Genomic DNA, 13,864 nt, shown 5'->3' with positions numbered 1-13,864 from the left:
GCTAGACGCGAATGCTCATGCCATCGCTCAGGCTGTAGCGGTAAGCGCGGGCAGCAGGGAGCAGGCCAATCACCATGCCTGCCAGCCAGACTACCCCCAGCAACTGCCACTCGTAGGTGCTCGGCAGCCCCAGACTCAGTTGCAGGCCATAGTGGCTGAGCAGCCAGGGCGAGGCAAGCCCCTGCCCCAGATAGAGCACGGCGACCCCGAGAGCGATGCCGACCGTGGTCAGCGCCATGGCCTCCAGCGCCAGCAGCAGGAACAGGTGGGCAGGGCCCGCACCGAGGGATCGCAATATGGCGAGCTCCCGGCGCCGCTCGTTAAGCCCAGCCAGCAGGGTAGTCAGCATGCCGATAAGGCCAGCCACCACCACGAAACCGGCGATCACCGAGAGGGCGGTTTCCGCCACGCTCATCAGGCTCCACAGCTCCTGCAGGGCGGCGCCCGGCAGGATCGCCATCAGCGGCTCTTTGGGATAGGTGTTGACGCTGCGCTGCAGCTGGAACGCCAGGATCCGGTTGCTCAGCCCCACCATAAAGGCGGTGATGGTTTTCGGGGTGAGATCCTGCGCCAGCGCCTGCTCCGGCGTCACGTTCTTGCTGTGACGGCCGGTGTCCCAACCGAGATGGATCGCCTCTATCCCCGCCAGCGGCACATGGATGGTGCGATCAATGGGCGTGCCGGTCGGCGCCAGAATGCCCACCACCTTGAACGGCAGGTTGTCGTGCTGGCTGAACGAGGTGTTGCCAGCGCCGTGGGCGATGACGATGGATTGGTCAAGGTGATAGCCGAGCTTCTCGGCCACCTGAGCGCCCAGCACAGCTTCAAACGGCGTGTCGAATGGCCGCCCTTCCCGCAGTTGTAGCGACTGTTGCTGACCGTACTTCAGGTGAGTGAAGTAGTCGCCATTGGTGCCGAGCACCCGAAATCCCTTGTGGGAGTCGCCAAGGGAAAGCGGGATGGTCCAGGCGACGCCCGGTTTCTGCTTGATAGCCTGATAGGAGTCCCACCCCACGTTGTTGGTGGGGTTGCCGATGCGAAACACCGAGTAGAGCAGCAGATTCACCTGACCGGAGCGGGCGCCAACGATGAGATCGGTGCCCGAGACGGTGTTGGAGAAGTTTTCGCGGGCCTGGGTGCGCACCCGCTCCACCCCGAGCAGCAGGGTGACGCTGATGGCGACGGCCAGCAGGGTGAGCCCGGCGGTGAGGCGGCGGGCCCAGAGACTTTGCAGGGCGAGCTTTAGCATGATGCCCTCCGGTTGAGCTGTTGCAGGTTTTCTACCCGCGGGAACAGGGGTTCGAGATAAGGGTCGTGACTGACGAAGATCAGGGTCGAGCCCTGCTTGTCGCACTCCTCGAACAACAGCTTGATAAAGGCGGCCCGGTTGTCGGTGTCGAGTGCCGAGGTGGGCTCGTCGGCGATCACCAGTGGCGGCGAGCCGATCAGCGCCCGTGCGGCAGCAACCCGCTGCTGCTGGCCGATGCTGAGGGCATGGACGGGGCGATGCAGTGCGTCATCCGGCAGTTGCAGCTCCGCCAGCAGACGGCGCGCCTCCTGCTCCGGACTCCCTTGCAGGCGAGCCCGTTTGGCGGGCGAGAAGGTGAGGGCAGCGGTCACGTTGTCCTGCACCGAGAGAAAGGGCAGCAGATTGAACTGCTGGAAGATATAACCCAGATTGGCCGCCCGGAAGTGGTCACGGGCACGGCCAGAGAGCCGGGCCAATGGTTGGCCCAGCACCTCCAGGGTGCCGTGGTTGGCGGTCTGGATCCCGGCCAGCAACCCGAGCAGGGTCGATTTGCCGGAGCCCGACGGGCCCTTGATAAAGACCCGCTCACCCTCGCGGATGGTGAGGGCGGGCAGATCGAGTACAGCGTCGCCACCTGGCCAGGCAAAGGCCAGATCGCGGATCTCAACCACGGCTTTTTTCATGGCGTTACCAGCTCAGCTTGTTGGCGGACGGGGTCAGCTCGCCTGCGGTCTGGCCGGTGGGCAGGATCCCCTGCACGCTCAGCTTCTCAAGGCTCGGATAGACGCTGAACAGGGTCGCTTCAAGGCCGGTGAGTTTGGCCGGGGTGGCGCAGGTGTAGGTATACATGGCGCCCATATCGGCGTGACCCGCTTCGTCATGATCATGGTGGTCTTCATGTTTGTCGCTGGCAGCCCTGTCATGGTCATGGTCATGGTCGTGATCATGCTCTTCTTTGGCTGCTTGCAGCTCCTGCTGGGTCAGTTTGCAGCCAGCCGCCGGGTCGAAGCGGAACAGGGTGTCAGGCTGCTGGAGGCGGGCGACCGCTTTGGCATATTGCGCCTTCTCTTCATCGCTCTTGGCGGCGTGCTCGAAGCCCACCAGATCGGCTGCGGGTGCCTGCAGCTCGATCATCAATTGGTCGCCATCGACCACCAGATTGAGGTGGCCGTGGCCATGCTCGTGGGCGCCGTGGCTGTGGCTCTCGTGTTCGTCGTGATTTGCGTGTGCGCCAAAGGCCGCTGCGGCCAGCAACAGAGTAACTGCTTTCATCTTTAATCCTTTTTCAAAACAAATAGCGAAATTAAGCAAAGGGATAGAGAAAAGCAGAGGCTGGCGGCGCACGGATGGCATAGCTGTGAAGCGTGGCGGTATCCGCCGAGCGCTGCATGGTTGCAACGACGGGCAGAACAGAGGTCGAACCGAGGAAACAATAGGGGGTAGCGGTGATGACCTGTTTGCCATCCAGATGGAGGGCGCAAACCAGGCAGTGATGGTCGTCGTGGCCGGGCAGGGCAGATTCAAACTGGTGCCGGGCAAGGGCAGGCTGCAGCCATAACCAGCCCAGCAGCAAGATCCAGATTTTCAGCTTGATACGACCCATAGACCCTTATGGAAAGGGCGCCATCAGCGCCCTTTCTCTCTGACTTAGAGATGGGACTTGATGAGCCCCATCACGGTAGCAATGTTGTTGGCATCGAGCTGGCCATCTTTGGCAAACAGCACCTTGCCCTCTTTATCCAGCAGGATGATCGCCGAGCTTTCCGGCGTCAGATCCCAGGCGTTGCGCGCCATGCCCTTGGCATCCAGCACCATGGCGGACCAGGGGAACTCTTTCTTGCTGTCCTCGGCACTGCTCTTCACGAAGCCGGAGGTGCCCCAGATGGCGTCATTGCTGTTGATGACAGTAACGGTCTGGTACTTGTCTTGCGGCAGCTTGGCGGCCTTGATCGCCTCAATCATCGGGGCGTTCAGCTCCTTGGCACTGGAGCGACCGGCAATATGCTGGATCAGGAACACCTTGCCGGTGAGCGAGGTGCTCTGCCACGGCTGGTAACCGATATCCTTGCCGTTCAGTACCAGCTCACCCTTGTCGCTGACATTGACCAGCGGCACCGGGTTGCCATCCTTGAAGTTGTGAGCAAAGACCAGAGATGGCAGCAGCGCCAAAGTAAGTACCAGATGTTTCATCCTGATGACACTCCATTTGTTATGTTATAACGAGTTTCGGATTGAGGGAATGGGCGAGCTTCATCCTAAACTGATCGGATCTGTTTAAAAAGTGTTAAATAAGATCGCAATTCAGAAGCGTCGGCGCCCCGCCAGTCAGGTGGTTGGCTGGCAAGGGCGGCTAGGATGGCATGACATCGATAAAAATCAATGAATTGGCTGCTGGTCTGAGCTGTCGGCGTCAGTAGAGCGACTCGCTGATGAGGGGAATCTTGGCCATGGTCATTTGCTGGGCCAGCAGGGACGAGCCAGTCAGCAGCACATGGCGCTGATTGTTGATCACCACCACATCACCTGGTACGCCACTGTCTGCCGTAATGGCCAGCCAGGCAGGGGAGACGCTGCCGATGCTGATATCCGGGTAGATGATGCTGAGCACATATTGCGGGGCCAGCTCTGCCAGCAGGCTGGCCATCAAGAGCGCCTTCTCGTCGCTGTCGGCCTTGTTATCTTGCAGCGCCTGCAGCGGCGGCGCGAAGTGATCCAGCTGCTCCGGCTGGGTGGGGATGGCGTTCAGCCACTCCTGCAGCAGGCTGACGCTGGTGGCGAGATCCTTGGCGGCAAACTGCTGCGCCAGCGGCTTGAGATGCCCTTTGAAGTGGTAGAAGAGCTGGGAGTAATCGGGTCGCACGCAAGGCAGTTTGCGATTGGCCGGATGGACGCAGGGGATCACCCTCATCTGGTAGAAGGCATCCTCCTGATACTGCTGGTAGGCTTGCCAAAACAGCATCGACTCCATGCTGTCGTCCCGCAGGGTGAAGGCCTGCTCCAGATTGCGAAATTTGGTAGCGGTCTCGGGGCTGCTCTGATTGATCAGGTTGATGCTGTTGTAGAGCCGCGGGCTGATGTAGGCGTAAAGGGTCTCCAGCGGATTGGTGAGAGAGGCCTTCAGCAGGCTCATCTCGTGGCGACTGGCGGCCATCACCTGATCGTCGGTGGTCAGCTGGAAGTGCTTGCGCTGGCCATCGGTGGATTGCCACTGCCAGCTCATGTTGATCTCGCTGGCGTTGCTTGTGGCGCCAAGGGTGGTGCTGAGAGTGAGGCTGAGCAACAGCGCGGGGGTCAGCTTCATGGTGGTGCTTCCTGCCGTGGACGATAATTAACAACTAGGTGAGCCGGCACCACTTTGGTGATGTTTCGTTTTGTGATATGGATAACAGATTGATGTGACTTTTAATTTAATTGTGAAATTAAGTCACTCTGGAGGGGTTATGAAGCCTTGGATCATAGTGCTGTTTGGGCTGCTCAGCCTGCCAGCCATGGCGGGTCAGGTGATCGTCAACAAGGGGATGTCCATTGCGGATACCTTTGCCCTGCGTGATCAGCTGGCACGCGAGCACGAATGGCAGGAGTGGCTGCGCTACCAGCAGGCCATCAAGTGGCTGGAGGTGTTGCCGGTCAACTGCGAGCTGATGAGCCAGCCTGGCGGCGGCTATCGCTGTGGCGGTGATTACTATCGTCCCTACCAGAAAGATGGTCGTGAAATATACATTCAGGGCAATCCTGCCGAAGATGCGGCCGGTCAGCTGCCGCAAACACCGACAAAAAAGGCGCCATAAGGCGCCTTTTTTACAAACCGAGTGATGCTTACTTGGCAGCGTAACGCTCGGCAGAGGTTTTGATCTCGGCTTCGGCAGCGGCCTTGTCGCCCCAACCTTCCACCTTGACCCATTTGCCCGCTTCCAGCTCTTTGTAGCGCTCGAAGAAGTGCTGGATCTGGGCTTTCAGCAGTTCCGGCAGATCGTTCACATCCTGGATGTGGTCGTACTGCTTGGTCAGCTTGGAGTGCGGTACGGCAACGATCTTGGCATCTTCGCCAGATTCGTCGGTCATCTTCAGCACGCCAACCGGGCGGCAGCGAATGACGGAACCGGCCAGCAGCGGGTAGGGGGTCGGAACCAGTACGTCGACGGGGTCACCATCCAGAGAGAGGGTCGCGTTCACGTAGCCGTAGTTGCATGGATAGAACATCGGGGTAGACATGAAGCGATCGACGAAAATAGCACCGCTGTCCTTGTCGACTTCGTATTTGATCGGGTCGGCATTCTGCGGGATTTCGATGATGACATAGATATCGTCGGGCAGGCTCTTGCCGGCCGGTACCAGGTTCAGGCTCATGATAATTCCTTCGTTGTTAGTATCAGGTTTGCAGGCCGATATTATAGCGATGTGATGTTAAATGACCATATTTCAGCGGCTATCGCTAACAAAGAAGGGGGATGTTTCCGCTTTGCGGCGCTTTGATGTGTGCGGGATGCAACAAAACGGCTATTTTGATGCCCTGCCGCTGACCTTGGTCACCGGCAGGGTATGTGGAGTTGCGAGCAAAGAGGGTCAGAGCGAGTAGGGGAGTCTCGACTCGTTGACCAGTCGCGACAGGGCTGTCACTACATGAGGGTCAAACTGGGTGCCGGAGCGGGACTGGATATACTCCATGGTCTGCGTCAGCGTCCAGGGCTCCTTGTAGGGGCGCTTGCTGAGCAGGGCATCGAATACATCGACTACCGCCACAATCCGCGCCGACAGCGGGATCTGCTGGCCAGCCAGCTGCTGTGGGTAGCCCTTGCCATCGAAGTGCTCATGGTGGCCCCGGGCGATTTCGGCGCCGAGAGAGAGGTAGCTGGTTCCCTCCACCATTTCGCCCGCCTTGTGCAGGATATTGGCGCCGATACCGGCGTGCTGCTCCATGATGGCCCGCTCATCCGGGTCGAAACGCCCCGGCTTGTGCAGGATATGATCCGGGGTGCCCACCTTGCCCACATCGTGCAGGATGGAGGCCATGCCGATCATCTCGACAAACTCCGGGGTTAGCTGCTCGGGATAGGCCGCCATCTGCCTCAACTCTGCCACGATGGCATCCGAGAGCTTCTGCACCCGCAAGACATGCTCGCCGGTATCGGAGTCGCGAAACTCCGCCAGAGCCGCCAGCGCCACTACGGTGGCCTCCTGGGCGCGCAGCAACTGGTTGTAGAGATAGAGGTTGTCGTAGGCCGCCGAGATGCGCTGGCAGAAGACATCCAGCAGATCGCACTCGAGGGGATCGAGGGGCTGGGTCGGGGTAAAACTCAGCACGAACTCGCGACCATTCTGGGCGGCGATATAGAGGGAGTCCTGCGGGTGTTCAAAGCGGTTGCTGCGCGCCGCCAGTGCCTTCAGAACCGAGTCATTGAGGGGGGGGAAGTCGGTGATCTTGCCATCATCCAGCAGAGTCTCGTAGTCGCCGGTGGCGGCGAGGATCTCCAGCCCCTGTTCGCCGGGACGGCGCTCGACGCAGATAGCCCCTTCGGTGCCCACATCGAGAATGGCGCTGATCTGTTTCAGCACGCCGGAGGCAAACTCCTTGAGTGAATGAAGATGGTAGAGATCGCCCGCTCCTTCCAGAATTTTGCCGAGCCCCTGACGGCTCTTGTCGATGGCACTGAGGGTTTCGTATGAACGCAGGGATGCGATGACAGTGGTGTAGAGCTTTTGTACCGTCAGCTCGGTCTTGGTCTTGTAGTCATTGATGTCGTAATCGAGGATCACCCGCTGCTCGGGGGCTTGGCCGGGTTGGCCGGTACGCAGCACGATCCGCACCAGCGAGTTGTGCATTTCGTTGCGGATCCTGTGCACCAGCCGCAGACCTGCATCTTCGGTCTCCATCACCACATCGAGCAGGATCAGCGCAATCCTGGGATTGGCCTCCAGCATGCGGCCAGCTTCGGCGCCGCTGTAGGCATTGAGTAGCTCCAGCGGACGGGATTTGTAGTGAATGTTGGAGAGGGCCAGGCGGGTGGCATGATGGATATCCGGCTCATCATCCACGATCAGCACTTGCCATGGGTTGAGTGCCTTGGGGACCACGACCTCCTCATCATCGAGTTCGATGATGTCGTCGTCCAGCAAGATATCGTCCTTGTCTTGGGCACTGCTCATATCGGTTACGCCTCCGGCGCTCAATGAGTATGTGAACAGTATGCACGATCACATCCGCTCGGATCATCAGGATAAGTAGATATCGTGAGCTGGCTCCGCCTCTTTATCGCTACTCGAAAGGTTCCAGATACCCCTGGATCGACTTCTTCAACCAGGCCAACACCTTGCCGTGATAGGCGTTTTCCGCCAGATAAACCCCGTAATCCCGCCACTGCAGGCTGAACTTGTGTTTCAGAGTCAGCAGGGAGCCTTGTCGCAGCTGGCTCTGGATCAGTGGCGAGGGGAGCACCGCCCAGCCCAGTCCGTCCAGCACCGCATTGCGCATCAACTCGAAGCTGGAGAGACCGATATGCATGCCTCCCACAGGCAGCAGGCTTTTTACAGAAAATTCATCTACATACGAGAGGGTAACCTGGGTGTGATCGGTCAGATCCTGCTGTTTGACCCGCTTAAGTCCGGCCAGCGGATGGCTGGGTGCCACCACCATCAGGGTGCGGATCGGGTTGAGCACGTCGATATTGAGGCCGCTGCGCTCCTGATCCTCGGTGATAAGGCCAAAAGCGGCATCGACGAATCCCTCTTCCACCAGCGCTGGCAGTTCGGGCGGAGAGGCGAGCACCAGCGAGATACTGGTGCCGGGAAACTGATTGTGCAGGCTGGCCAGCATCTCGCGCCACACCGGTTCGGGAATCGCGTCATCGCGGGCAACCCGCAGCGCCACTTCGGCCCCCGAGGCGTAATGTTTGCACTTCTGCTGCAGGCTGTTGGCTGCCTGCAGCAGGCGTGTGCAATCATCCAGCACCAGCTCGCCGATTTCGGTCAGGCGACTCTGATTGGCGCCTCGTTCAAAAAGTTCGACGCCAAGCTCAACTTCAAGCGCCGCGATGGCGGTGCTGACGGCGCTGCGGCTTTTGCCGAGGCGACGGGCGGAGTTGGCAATAGAGCCGCTATTGGCTGACTCTACAAAGAGTTCTATCTGATATAGCTTCATCTTTTACAGGCCATGACGGATTTTTTCACCATCACCTTAGCGTGCCGAACCGAGGCAAGGCAAACCTGTGGCGTCGGAATAATCGACGCTGAGCGATTGTCGCGAGTTGCTTCTCCCCGTTTACCATCCCTCCCGTCGAAGCAACAAAGGCATCTTATATGTTATTAAGTCGTATGTTTCTGGCCCGGCTGTTTTTGACCGGCGCCATCGTGACCGAGGTCGCCGGTACCTCCAGCATGGCCATGATCCCCGAGCAGGGGGCAGACTGGATGAATTACATCCCGATGTGGCTGTTGATCGGTTTCTCGTACTGGTTGCTGGCGAAAGCCGCCAAAACAATCTCCATTGGTATTGCGTTTGCGCTCTGGGAGGGGCTCGGGATCACCTTGATCACCATAGTGTCGGTCATGTTCCTTGGTTACGATGTGACCGTTCAGGAGCTGATTGGCCTGGCTCTCGCGATAGTGGGGATTGTTATGGTGACCATGGGGGAGACCCATGATGAGCCCGCAGACAAGTCAGTAGACGCGGAGGCCACAGCATGAGTCCGTTTGTGATTGTACTGGGTGCCGCGCTGATCGATATCGGCGCCAACATGGCTATCAACCGCTCCAAGGGTTTTCGTTACAAGGGGTGGGGATTCCTGGGGATCATGCTGGTACTCGGCGCCTTTACCCTGCTCTCGGAAGCGGTAAGTGGCGGCCAGATTGACCTGGCTGTTGCCTACGCCACCTGGGGGGCTATCGGCATCGTCGGTACGGCGCTGGGCGGTTTGCTCTTCTTCGGTGAGCGGCTCAAGCCCATCGGCTGGGCTGGCATGATGGTGATGGCGCTGGCTGTCGTCATGCTGACTACCGCCTGATAACCTGAAGCAATAAGAAAAGCCGCCCGGTAGCAACCGGGCGGCTTTTGTTTGTCTGATTGCTTGGTCGATGCAGGCTCAGCGCGGCGCTTCGTAGAGCTCCAGCGGCAGGCCGTCGGGGTCGGCGAAGAAGGTAAAGCGTTTGCCGGTCAGCTCGTCCACCCGTACCGGCTCTACCTCGACCCGATGGGCCAGCAGGTGGGCGATGACCCGGTCAAGGTCGCTGACCCGAAAGGCGAGATGGCGCAGGCCGCACGCCTCGGGGCGGGAGGGGCGCTCGGGAGGCGAGGGGAAGCTGAACAGCTCCAGCTGGCTGCCGTCCGGCAGGGCCAGATCCAGTTTCCACGACTGGCGCGCCTCGCGCAGGGTCTCGGCGATAATGGGTAGCCCCAGCACCTCGTGGTAGAAGTGGCGCGAGCGTGGGTAATCACTGGCGATGATGGCCACATGGTGGATGGCGTCAAACAGCGGAAAGGTCATGGTGTTTCCTTGTCAGCAGCATAGTGAACGGGCAGCCTGCGCTGCCCGTGTCGTTGATCTAGTTGAAGAAACCGCCGAACCAGTCATCCAGCGCGCTGCGCGGCGTCGCGCTGCTGGCGCAGCCGGCCGGGGAGCCCATGGTGGATGCCTTGGCCGGCACCTGCAGGCTGCCCGGGCAGTCGCTGGTGACGCGGGTGCCGCTGGCGCGGGAGAAGTTGGCCCAGGTGACCCCTTCCGGCATCTTCAATCCCAGACTGTTGACGCCGCGCTGGCTCATGTAGCCGCTAAAGAGCTGCAGGGCACCGCTGGCACCGGTCAAACCCGCCGGGGTGTTGTCGTCGCGACCGACCCAGATACTGACCAGTTCGTTGTTGTCCATCCCGGCAAACCAGGAGTCGCGCAGCTCGTTGGTGGTGCCTGTCTTGGCCGCCATGGTGGCGCCCGGGAACTTGGCACTGAGGGCGCGGGCCGTGCCCTGACTCACCGTCTTGGTCATGGCGAACAGGGTCAGCCAGCTTGCTTGCTGGTCGGTGACCCGCTTGGCGGTCTGATCATGCTGATAGAGCAGGCTGCCATCCCCGTTGACTACGGCGCGAATGGCCGACAGCGGCTGGGTGAGCCCCTGATTGGCGATGGGCAGATACATCTGGTTCACCTCCAGCGGGGAGAGGGCGACCGCCCCCAGCACCAGCGACGGATAGGGCTGGATCTCCTGCTGGACTCCCAGCTTGTGCAGGGTATCGACCACTTTTTCCAGCCCCACCTGCAGACCCAGATTGACGGTCGGCACGTTGAGTGAGCTGGCCAGCGCATCCATCAGCGGCACGCTCTGACGGAACTTGCGATCGTAGTTCTGCGGCGTCCAGACCTGACCATCCTGACCGCGAATGCGGATTGGCTGATCTTTGAGCGGGGTCGCCAGGGTCAGGCCGTTGGAGAGACCGGTCAGGTAGACCGCCGGTTTCACCAGCGAGCCGATCTGGCGGCGGGCATCCAGCGCCCGGTTGAACCCGGCGTAGCGGGGATCGCGGCCCCCCACCAGCGCGACCACTTCGCCCTTGTGCCAGTCGGAGACCACCATGGCCGCCTCCAGCTTCTTTTTGCCGCGCAGTTTCTCGATATCGGCGAGGCCCGATTCGACCGCGCGCTCGGCCGCATGCTGGGCGATAGGGTCGAGGCTGGTGAAGATCTTGAGGCCAGACTGCTTGAGCAGATCGGCGCCGAAGCGGCTCTGGATCTCTCGCTTGAGCAGTCCCATAAAGGCCGGGGTGCGGCCATAACTCATCTGGCCACGGGCGATGATGCCGAGGGGCTGACGGCTGGCCAGCTCATATTCAGCCTGGGTCAGGCTGCCGTGATCCATCAGCAGCTTCAGCACCAGATCACGGCGGGTCTTGGCCCGCTCAGGGAAGCGCCAGGGATCGTAATAGGAGGGGCCTTTCACCAGACCGACCAGCAGGGCGACCTGATCGATATCCAGCTCGTTGACCGGAATGCCGAAGTAGAAGTAGGAGGCGAGGCCGAAACCGTAGACCCCTTGCGAGAAGTTCTGCCCCAGATAGACCTCGTTGAGGTAGGACTCCAGGATCTCGTCCTTGCTGTAGCGATAGTCGATCAGCACCGCCATGTAGGCTTCCTGCAGTTTTCGCCACAGGCTGCGTTCACGGGTCAGGAAGAAGTTTTTGGCCAGCTGCTGGGTCAGGGTACTGCCCCCCTGCACGGTACGACCCGCGATCAGGTTGGCGAACATGGCGCGCATGATGGCCACCGGCGAGACGCCGCCATGCTGGTAGAAGTCGCGATCTTCGGTGGTGAGCAGGGTCACCAGCAGGCTGTCGGGCACTTCGGTGATGCGCACCAGCAGGCGATCTTCCCGATCTTCGGTATTGAGGCGATCGAGCAGCACCGGGTCCATCTGGGCGTAACCGAGCTGGCGCTGGTTCTCCAGCGACTGGATCCCCTCAAGGCGCGGGCCGTTGAAGGTGAGGCGCAGGCCACGGGCTCCATCGGCGCCGTCATAGAACTCGAACGGACGGCGAATAAGCTCGATGCGATTGCCGTTGATAGTGTATTCACCCGGCGTGTGAGGCTGGCGCACCTGCTTGTAGCTCAGCATGTTGAGCTCGCGCAGCATCTGGTCCCGCGACAGGCGCTGGCTGGGGTAGAGCTCCAGCGGGCGGCTGTAGACCATCACCGGCAGCTGCCACTTCTCGCCATCGAAGCGCTCGCGCACCTTGGTATCGAGGTAGATGCCAAACACCACCATAAAGGCCGCCACCACCAGAGAGAGCTTGAAGCCAAGCCAGAACAGCTTGCGCCAGATGGTGCGTTTGGGCGCTGCCTTCTTGGGGGCACGCTTGCGTCGTTGGGTTGCCATAAATCCTCTTTGCTTTCCTTTCTACTTGTTATGTCGCATTCGCGAACGTCCGAGCGGGATTAACCCGTCGAACCTAGATGCCCATCTTCTTCTTGGTGACCTTGGTCGGCATCGCCTCCAGCGGATTATCCGGCCAGTAGTGGCGGGGATAGCGCCCCTTCATCTCTTTCTTCACCTGTTCGTAGGAGCCAGCCCAGAAAGCGGCCAGATCGGCAGTGATCTGCAGCGGTCGCTGGGCGGGGGAGAGCAGCTCCACCACCAGCGGTACCCGGCCATCGGCCACGCAGGGGGTCGAACCTTGCCCGAACATCTCCTGAATGCGTACCGGGATCACCGGTGCCTGACCCGGCTGATAGCGGATCCGCACTCGGCTGCCGGTCGGTGCCGTGAAGTGGCCGGGCAGCGCCTCGTCCAGCCGTTTGGGCAACGGCCAGGGCAGGGATTGGCGCAGGATGTCGCTCATATTGAGCTTTTTCAACTGCTCCAGCCGGGTCATGCCGCTCACCGCTGGCAGCAGCCACTGTTCCAGCGTGGCCAGCAAATTTTCCTCATCCATCGCGGGCCACCCCTCATCGGGCAGCCAGTCGCGGGCGCAGCGCAGACGGGCCAGCAGCCCTTCGCTGCTCTCGTCCCACGGCAGCACATGCAGCCCCTTGCGGCGAATGCCTTGCAGCAGGCAGCGCCCTTTCTGCTCGTCAGAGAGTTCGGTCAGCGGTCGCTGGTTCAGCACCAGCTCGCCGATCACCTGCTGGCGCTCGGCGCGCACCCGCTCTTCCCGCTCATCCCAGTCGAACCACTGCCGTTCGCTCACCAGTTCCGGCAGCAGGCGTACCAGCTCGTCCAGATCGACCGGTTCGGCGATAAAAATGCGGCTGCCGCGATCGTTCTGCCCCATCTCGATGGCGATAAGGGCGGCTTGTCCCTGACAGGGATGACCTTCTACCAGATCGCAGCTCACCCCACCACTGAGTTGATAGCGACTGCCGCTGCGCAGTTTGCCAATGCGATCCGGCCAGGCGAGGGCACAGAGCAGCCCCAGCCACTGCCCCTGCGCACTGGCAGGGCGCACGCCAAGCCGCTCAAACCAGCGGGCCGCTCCCTGACGCAGGGCACTTTGACGGCGGTGGAACAGCACGGAGAGGCGCTCCGATCCTCGCAGATCTTCTTCCTGCAACGCCACCAGATAAGCGGCATCGGCGACAATCCCTGTCAGACCCTCGGACTCCAGCTCGCGGGCGCGCAGCAGCATGCGAGCGAGGCGAGGGTGAGTACCGAAGGCGGCCATGGCGCGGCCAGCGGGAGTGAGTTGTTGCTCACCCTCCGGCTTCATGGCGCCAAGGGCCACCAGCAACCTCTGGGCGCTGGCCACCGCGGCGGCGGGAGGCATATCGAGAAGCGGCAGATCTTCTACCTTGGCGCCCCACTGGGCGGCATCTATCAGCAGGCCGGTCAGCTCCTGAGTGAGGATGTCTGGCGGGCTCTGCTCGGCGAGCCGCTCCTGCACCTCGCTGCTCCAGAGCCGGTAGCAGACGCCGGGGCCGAGACGGCCAGCACGGCCTGCCCGCTGGGTGGCGGAGGATTTGGCTATCTGGCGGGTCTCCAGCCGGGTGACGCCGCTTTTCAGATCGAACGAGGCGCGCCGCTCCAGCCCGCTGTCGATCACCACCGAGATCCCCTCGATGGTGAGGGAGGTCTCCGCCACATTGGTTGTGAGCACCAGCTTACGGCGGCCCTCAGGTGCGGGCTCGATGGCCGCTTGCT

15 protein-coding genes are annotated in these 13,864 nt (G+C 61.0%); 3 read left to right on the top strand and 12 right to left on the bottom strand.

Annotation, left to right across the window (positions count from 1 at the left end; translation table 11 throughout):
- Position 1: 1 nt before the first annotated feature.
- The 6 genes from L972_RS16310 to L972_RS16285 all read right to left on the bottom strand — a co-directional run bounded on the left by L972_RS16310 (position 2) and on the right by L972_RS16285 (position 4,550).
- Positions 2-1,249: an ABC transporter permease gene (locus tag L972_RS16310; RefSeq protein WP_047439576.1), complete on the bottom strand. Its 1,248-nt coding sequence runs from the start codon at positions 1,247-1,249 to the stop codon at positions 2-4.
- Positions 1,243-1,932 carry an ABC transporter ATP-binding protein gene (locus tag L972_RS16305; RefSeq protein WP_005335686.1) on the bottom strand — a complete coding sequence of 230 codons (690 nt, stop codon included), beginning with the start codon at positions 1,930-1,932 and terminating at the stop codon, positions 1,243-1,245. The genes L972_RS16310 and L972_RS16305 overlap by 7 nt, the downstream gene beginning before the upstream one ends.
- A gap of 4 nt (positions 1,933-1,936) precedes the next feature.
- Positions 1,937-2,521: a DUF2796 domain-containing protein gene (locus L972_RS16300; RefSeq protein ID WP_047439574.1), complete on the bottom strand. Its 585-nt coding sequence runs from the start codon at positions 2,519-2,521 to the stop codon at positions 1,937-1,939.
- 31 nt (positions 2,522-2,552) lie between these two features.
- Complete coding sequence (locus L972_RS16295) at positions 2,553-2,852, bottom strand: DUF2607 family protein (RefSeq protein WP_047439572.1); 300 nt, start codon at positions 2,850-2,852, stop codon at positions 2,553-2,555.
- Positions 2,853-2,896: 44 nt separating this feature from the next.
- Complete coding sequence (locus tag L972_RS16290; protein ID WP_005343253.1) at positions 2,897-3,439, bottom strand: YtfJ family protein; 543 nt, start codon at positions 3,437-3,439, stop codon at positions 2,897-2,899.
- A gap of 220 nt (positions 3,440-3,659) precedes the next feature.
- Complete coding sequence (locus L972_RS16285; RefSeq protein WP_047439570.1) at positions 3,660-4,550, bottom strand: hypothetical protein; 891 nt, start codon at positions 4,548-4,550, stop codon at positions 3,660-3,662.
- 139 nt (positions 4,551-4,689) lie between these two features.
- Here L972_RS16285 and L972_RS16280 point away from each other — a divergent pair, with 139 nt between their 5' ends.
- Positions 4,690-5,037 (top strand): hypothetical protein, encoded by a 348-nt coding sequence (locus tag L972_RS16280; RefSeq protein WP_005335669.1) that lies wholly within the window; start codon positions 4,690-4,692, stop codon positions 5,035-5,037.
- Between the two features lie 28 nt (positions 5,038-5,065).
- Here the strand turns inward: L972_RS16280 and ppa are convergent, their stop codons facing one another.
- The 3 genes from ppa to L972_RS16265 form a co-directional block, all read right to left on the bottom strand.
- Entirely contained in the window at positions 5,066-5,596 is a 531-nt protein-coding gene (ppa, locus tag L972_RS16275) for an inorganic diphosphatase (protein WP_005335667.1), read from the bottom strand.
- 216 nt (positions 5,597-5,812) lie between these two features.
- A complete protein-coding gene (locus L972_RS16270) occupies positions 5,813-7,393 on the bottom strand; it encodes a DUF3369 domain-containing protein (protein WP_047439568.1) in 1,581 nt (526 codons plus the stop codon).
- A 109-nt stretch (positions 7,394-7,502) separates the two neighbouring features.
- On the bottom strand, positions 7,503-8,384 hold the full coding sequence (locus tag L972_RS16265) for a LysR family transcriptional regulator (protein WP_047439565.1): 882 nt from the start codon (positions 8,382-8,384) through the stop codon (positions 7,503-7,505).
- Positions 8,385-8,542: 158 nt separating this feature from the next.
- On the opposite strand from L972_RS16265, the gene L972_RS16260 reads away from it, so the two are divergent.
- Both L972_RS16260 and L972_RS16255 read left to right on the top strand, forming a co-directional pair.
- Positions 8,543-8,929 (top strand): DMT family transporter, encoded by a 387-nt coding sequence (locus L972_RS16260; RefSeq protein ID WP_047439563.1) that lies wholly within the window; start codon positions 8,543-8,545, stop codon positions 8,927-8,929.
- Entirely contained in the window at positions 8,926-9,246 is a 321-nt protein-coding gene (locus tag L972_RS16255; protein ID WP_005335659.1) for an SMR family transporter, read from the top strand. The genes L972_RS16260 and L972_RS16255 overlap by 4 nt, the downstream gene beginning before the upstream one ends.
- Positions 9,247-9,324: 78 nt before the next feature.
- Here L972_RS16255 and gloA2 read toward each other — a convergent pair whose 3' ends face one another.
- From gloA2 to hrpB, 3 genes are all read right to left on the bottom strand, one after another.
- On the bottom strand, positions 9,325-9,726 hold the full coding sequence (gene gloA2 / locus L972_RS16250) for an SMU1112c/YaeR family gloxylase I-like metalloprotein (RefSeq protein WP_005362902.1): 402 nt from the start codon (positions 9,724-9,726) through the stop codon (positions 9,325-9,327).
- Positions 9,727-9,784: 58 nt separating this feature from the next.
- Positions 9,785-12,103 carry a penicillin-binding protein 1B gene (mrcB, locus tag L972_RS16245; protein WP_047439561.1) on the bottom strand — a complete coding sequence of 773 codons (2,319 nt, stop codon included), beginning with the start codon at positions 12,101-12,103 and terminating at the stop codon, positions 9,785-9,787.
- 73 nt (positions 12,104-12,176) lie between these two features.
- A partial coding sequence (gene hrpB, locus L972_RS16240) for an ATP-dependent helicase HrpB (RefSeq protein WP_047439558.1) occupies positions 12,177-13,864 on the bottom strand: 1,688 nt, incomplete at its 5' end.

This window comes from Aeromonas sp. ZOR0001, from assembly GCF_000801015.1.
GTDB lineage: Bacteria > Pseudomonadota > Gammaproteobacteria > Enterobacterales > Aeromonadaceae > Aeromonas > Aeromonas veronii.
The sequence above is the reverse complement of the archived record's forward strand: the minus strand, read 5'-3'. Positions and strand labels throughout refer to the sequence as shown.

What these genes read in the sequence shown, in the direction of transcription:
- L972_RS16310 (WP_047439576.1), bottom strand. Translation starts at nt 1,249, where the DNA reads ATGCTAAAGCTCGCCCTGCAAAGTCTCTGGGCCCGCCGCCTCACCGCC.
- L972_RS16305 (WP_005335686.1), bottom strand. Translation starts at nt 1,932, where the DNA reads ATGAAAAAAGCCGTGGTTGAGATCCGCGATCTGGCCTTTGCCTGGCCA.
- L972_RS16300 (WP_047439574.1), bottom strand. Translation starts at nt 2,521, where the DNA reads ATGAAAGCAGTTACTCTGTTGCTGGCCGCAGCGGCCTTTGGCGCACAC.
- L972_RS16295 (WP_047439572.1), bottom strand. Translation starts at nt 2,852, where the DNA reads ATGGGTCGTATCAAGCTGAAAATCTGGATCTTGCTGCTGGGCTGGTTA.
- L972_RS16290 (WP_005343253.1), bottom strand. Translation starts at nt 3,439, where the DNA reads ATGAAACATCTGGTACTTACTTTGGCGCTGCTGCCATCTCTGGTCTTT.
- L972_RS16285 (WP_047439570.1), bottom strand. Translation starts at nt 4,550, where the DNA reads ATGAAGCTGACCCCCGCGCTGTTGCTCAGCCTCACTCTCAGCACCACC.
- L972_RS16280 (WP_005335669.1), top strand. Translation starts at nt 4,690, where the DNA reads ATGAAGCCTTGGATCATAGTGCTGTTTGGGCTGCTCAGCCTGCCAGCC.
- ppa (WP_005335667.1), bottom strand. Translation starts at nt 5,596, where the DNA reads ATGAGCCTGAACCTGGTACCGGCCGGCAAGAGCCTGCCCGACGATATC.
- L972_RS16270 (WP_047439568.1), bottom strand. Translation starts at nt 7,393, where the DNA reads ATGAGCAGTGCCCAAGACAAGGACGATATCTTGCTGGACGACGACATC.
- L972_RS16265 (WP_047439565.1), bottom strand. Translation starts at nt 8,384, where the DNA reads ATGAAGCTATATCAGATAGAACTCTTTGTAGAGTCAGCCAATAGCGGC.
- L972_RS16260 (WP_047439563.1), top strand. Translation starts at nt 8,543, where the DNA reads ATGTTATTAAGTCGTATGTTTCTGGCCCGGCTGTTTTTGACCGGCGCC.
- L972_RS16255 (WP_005335659.1), top strand. Translation starts at nt 8,926, where the DNA reads ATGAGTCCGTTTGTGATTGTACTGGGTGCCGCGCTGATCGATATCGGC.
- gloA2 (WP_005362902.1), bottom strand. Translation starts at nt 9,726, where the DNA reads ATGACCTTTCCGCTGTTTGACGCCATCCACCATGTGGCCATCATCGCC.
- mrcB (WP_047439561.1), bottom strand. Translation starts at nt 12,103, where the DNA reads ATGGCAACCCAACGACGCAAGCGTGCCCCCAAGAAGGCAGCGCCCAAA.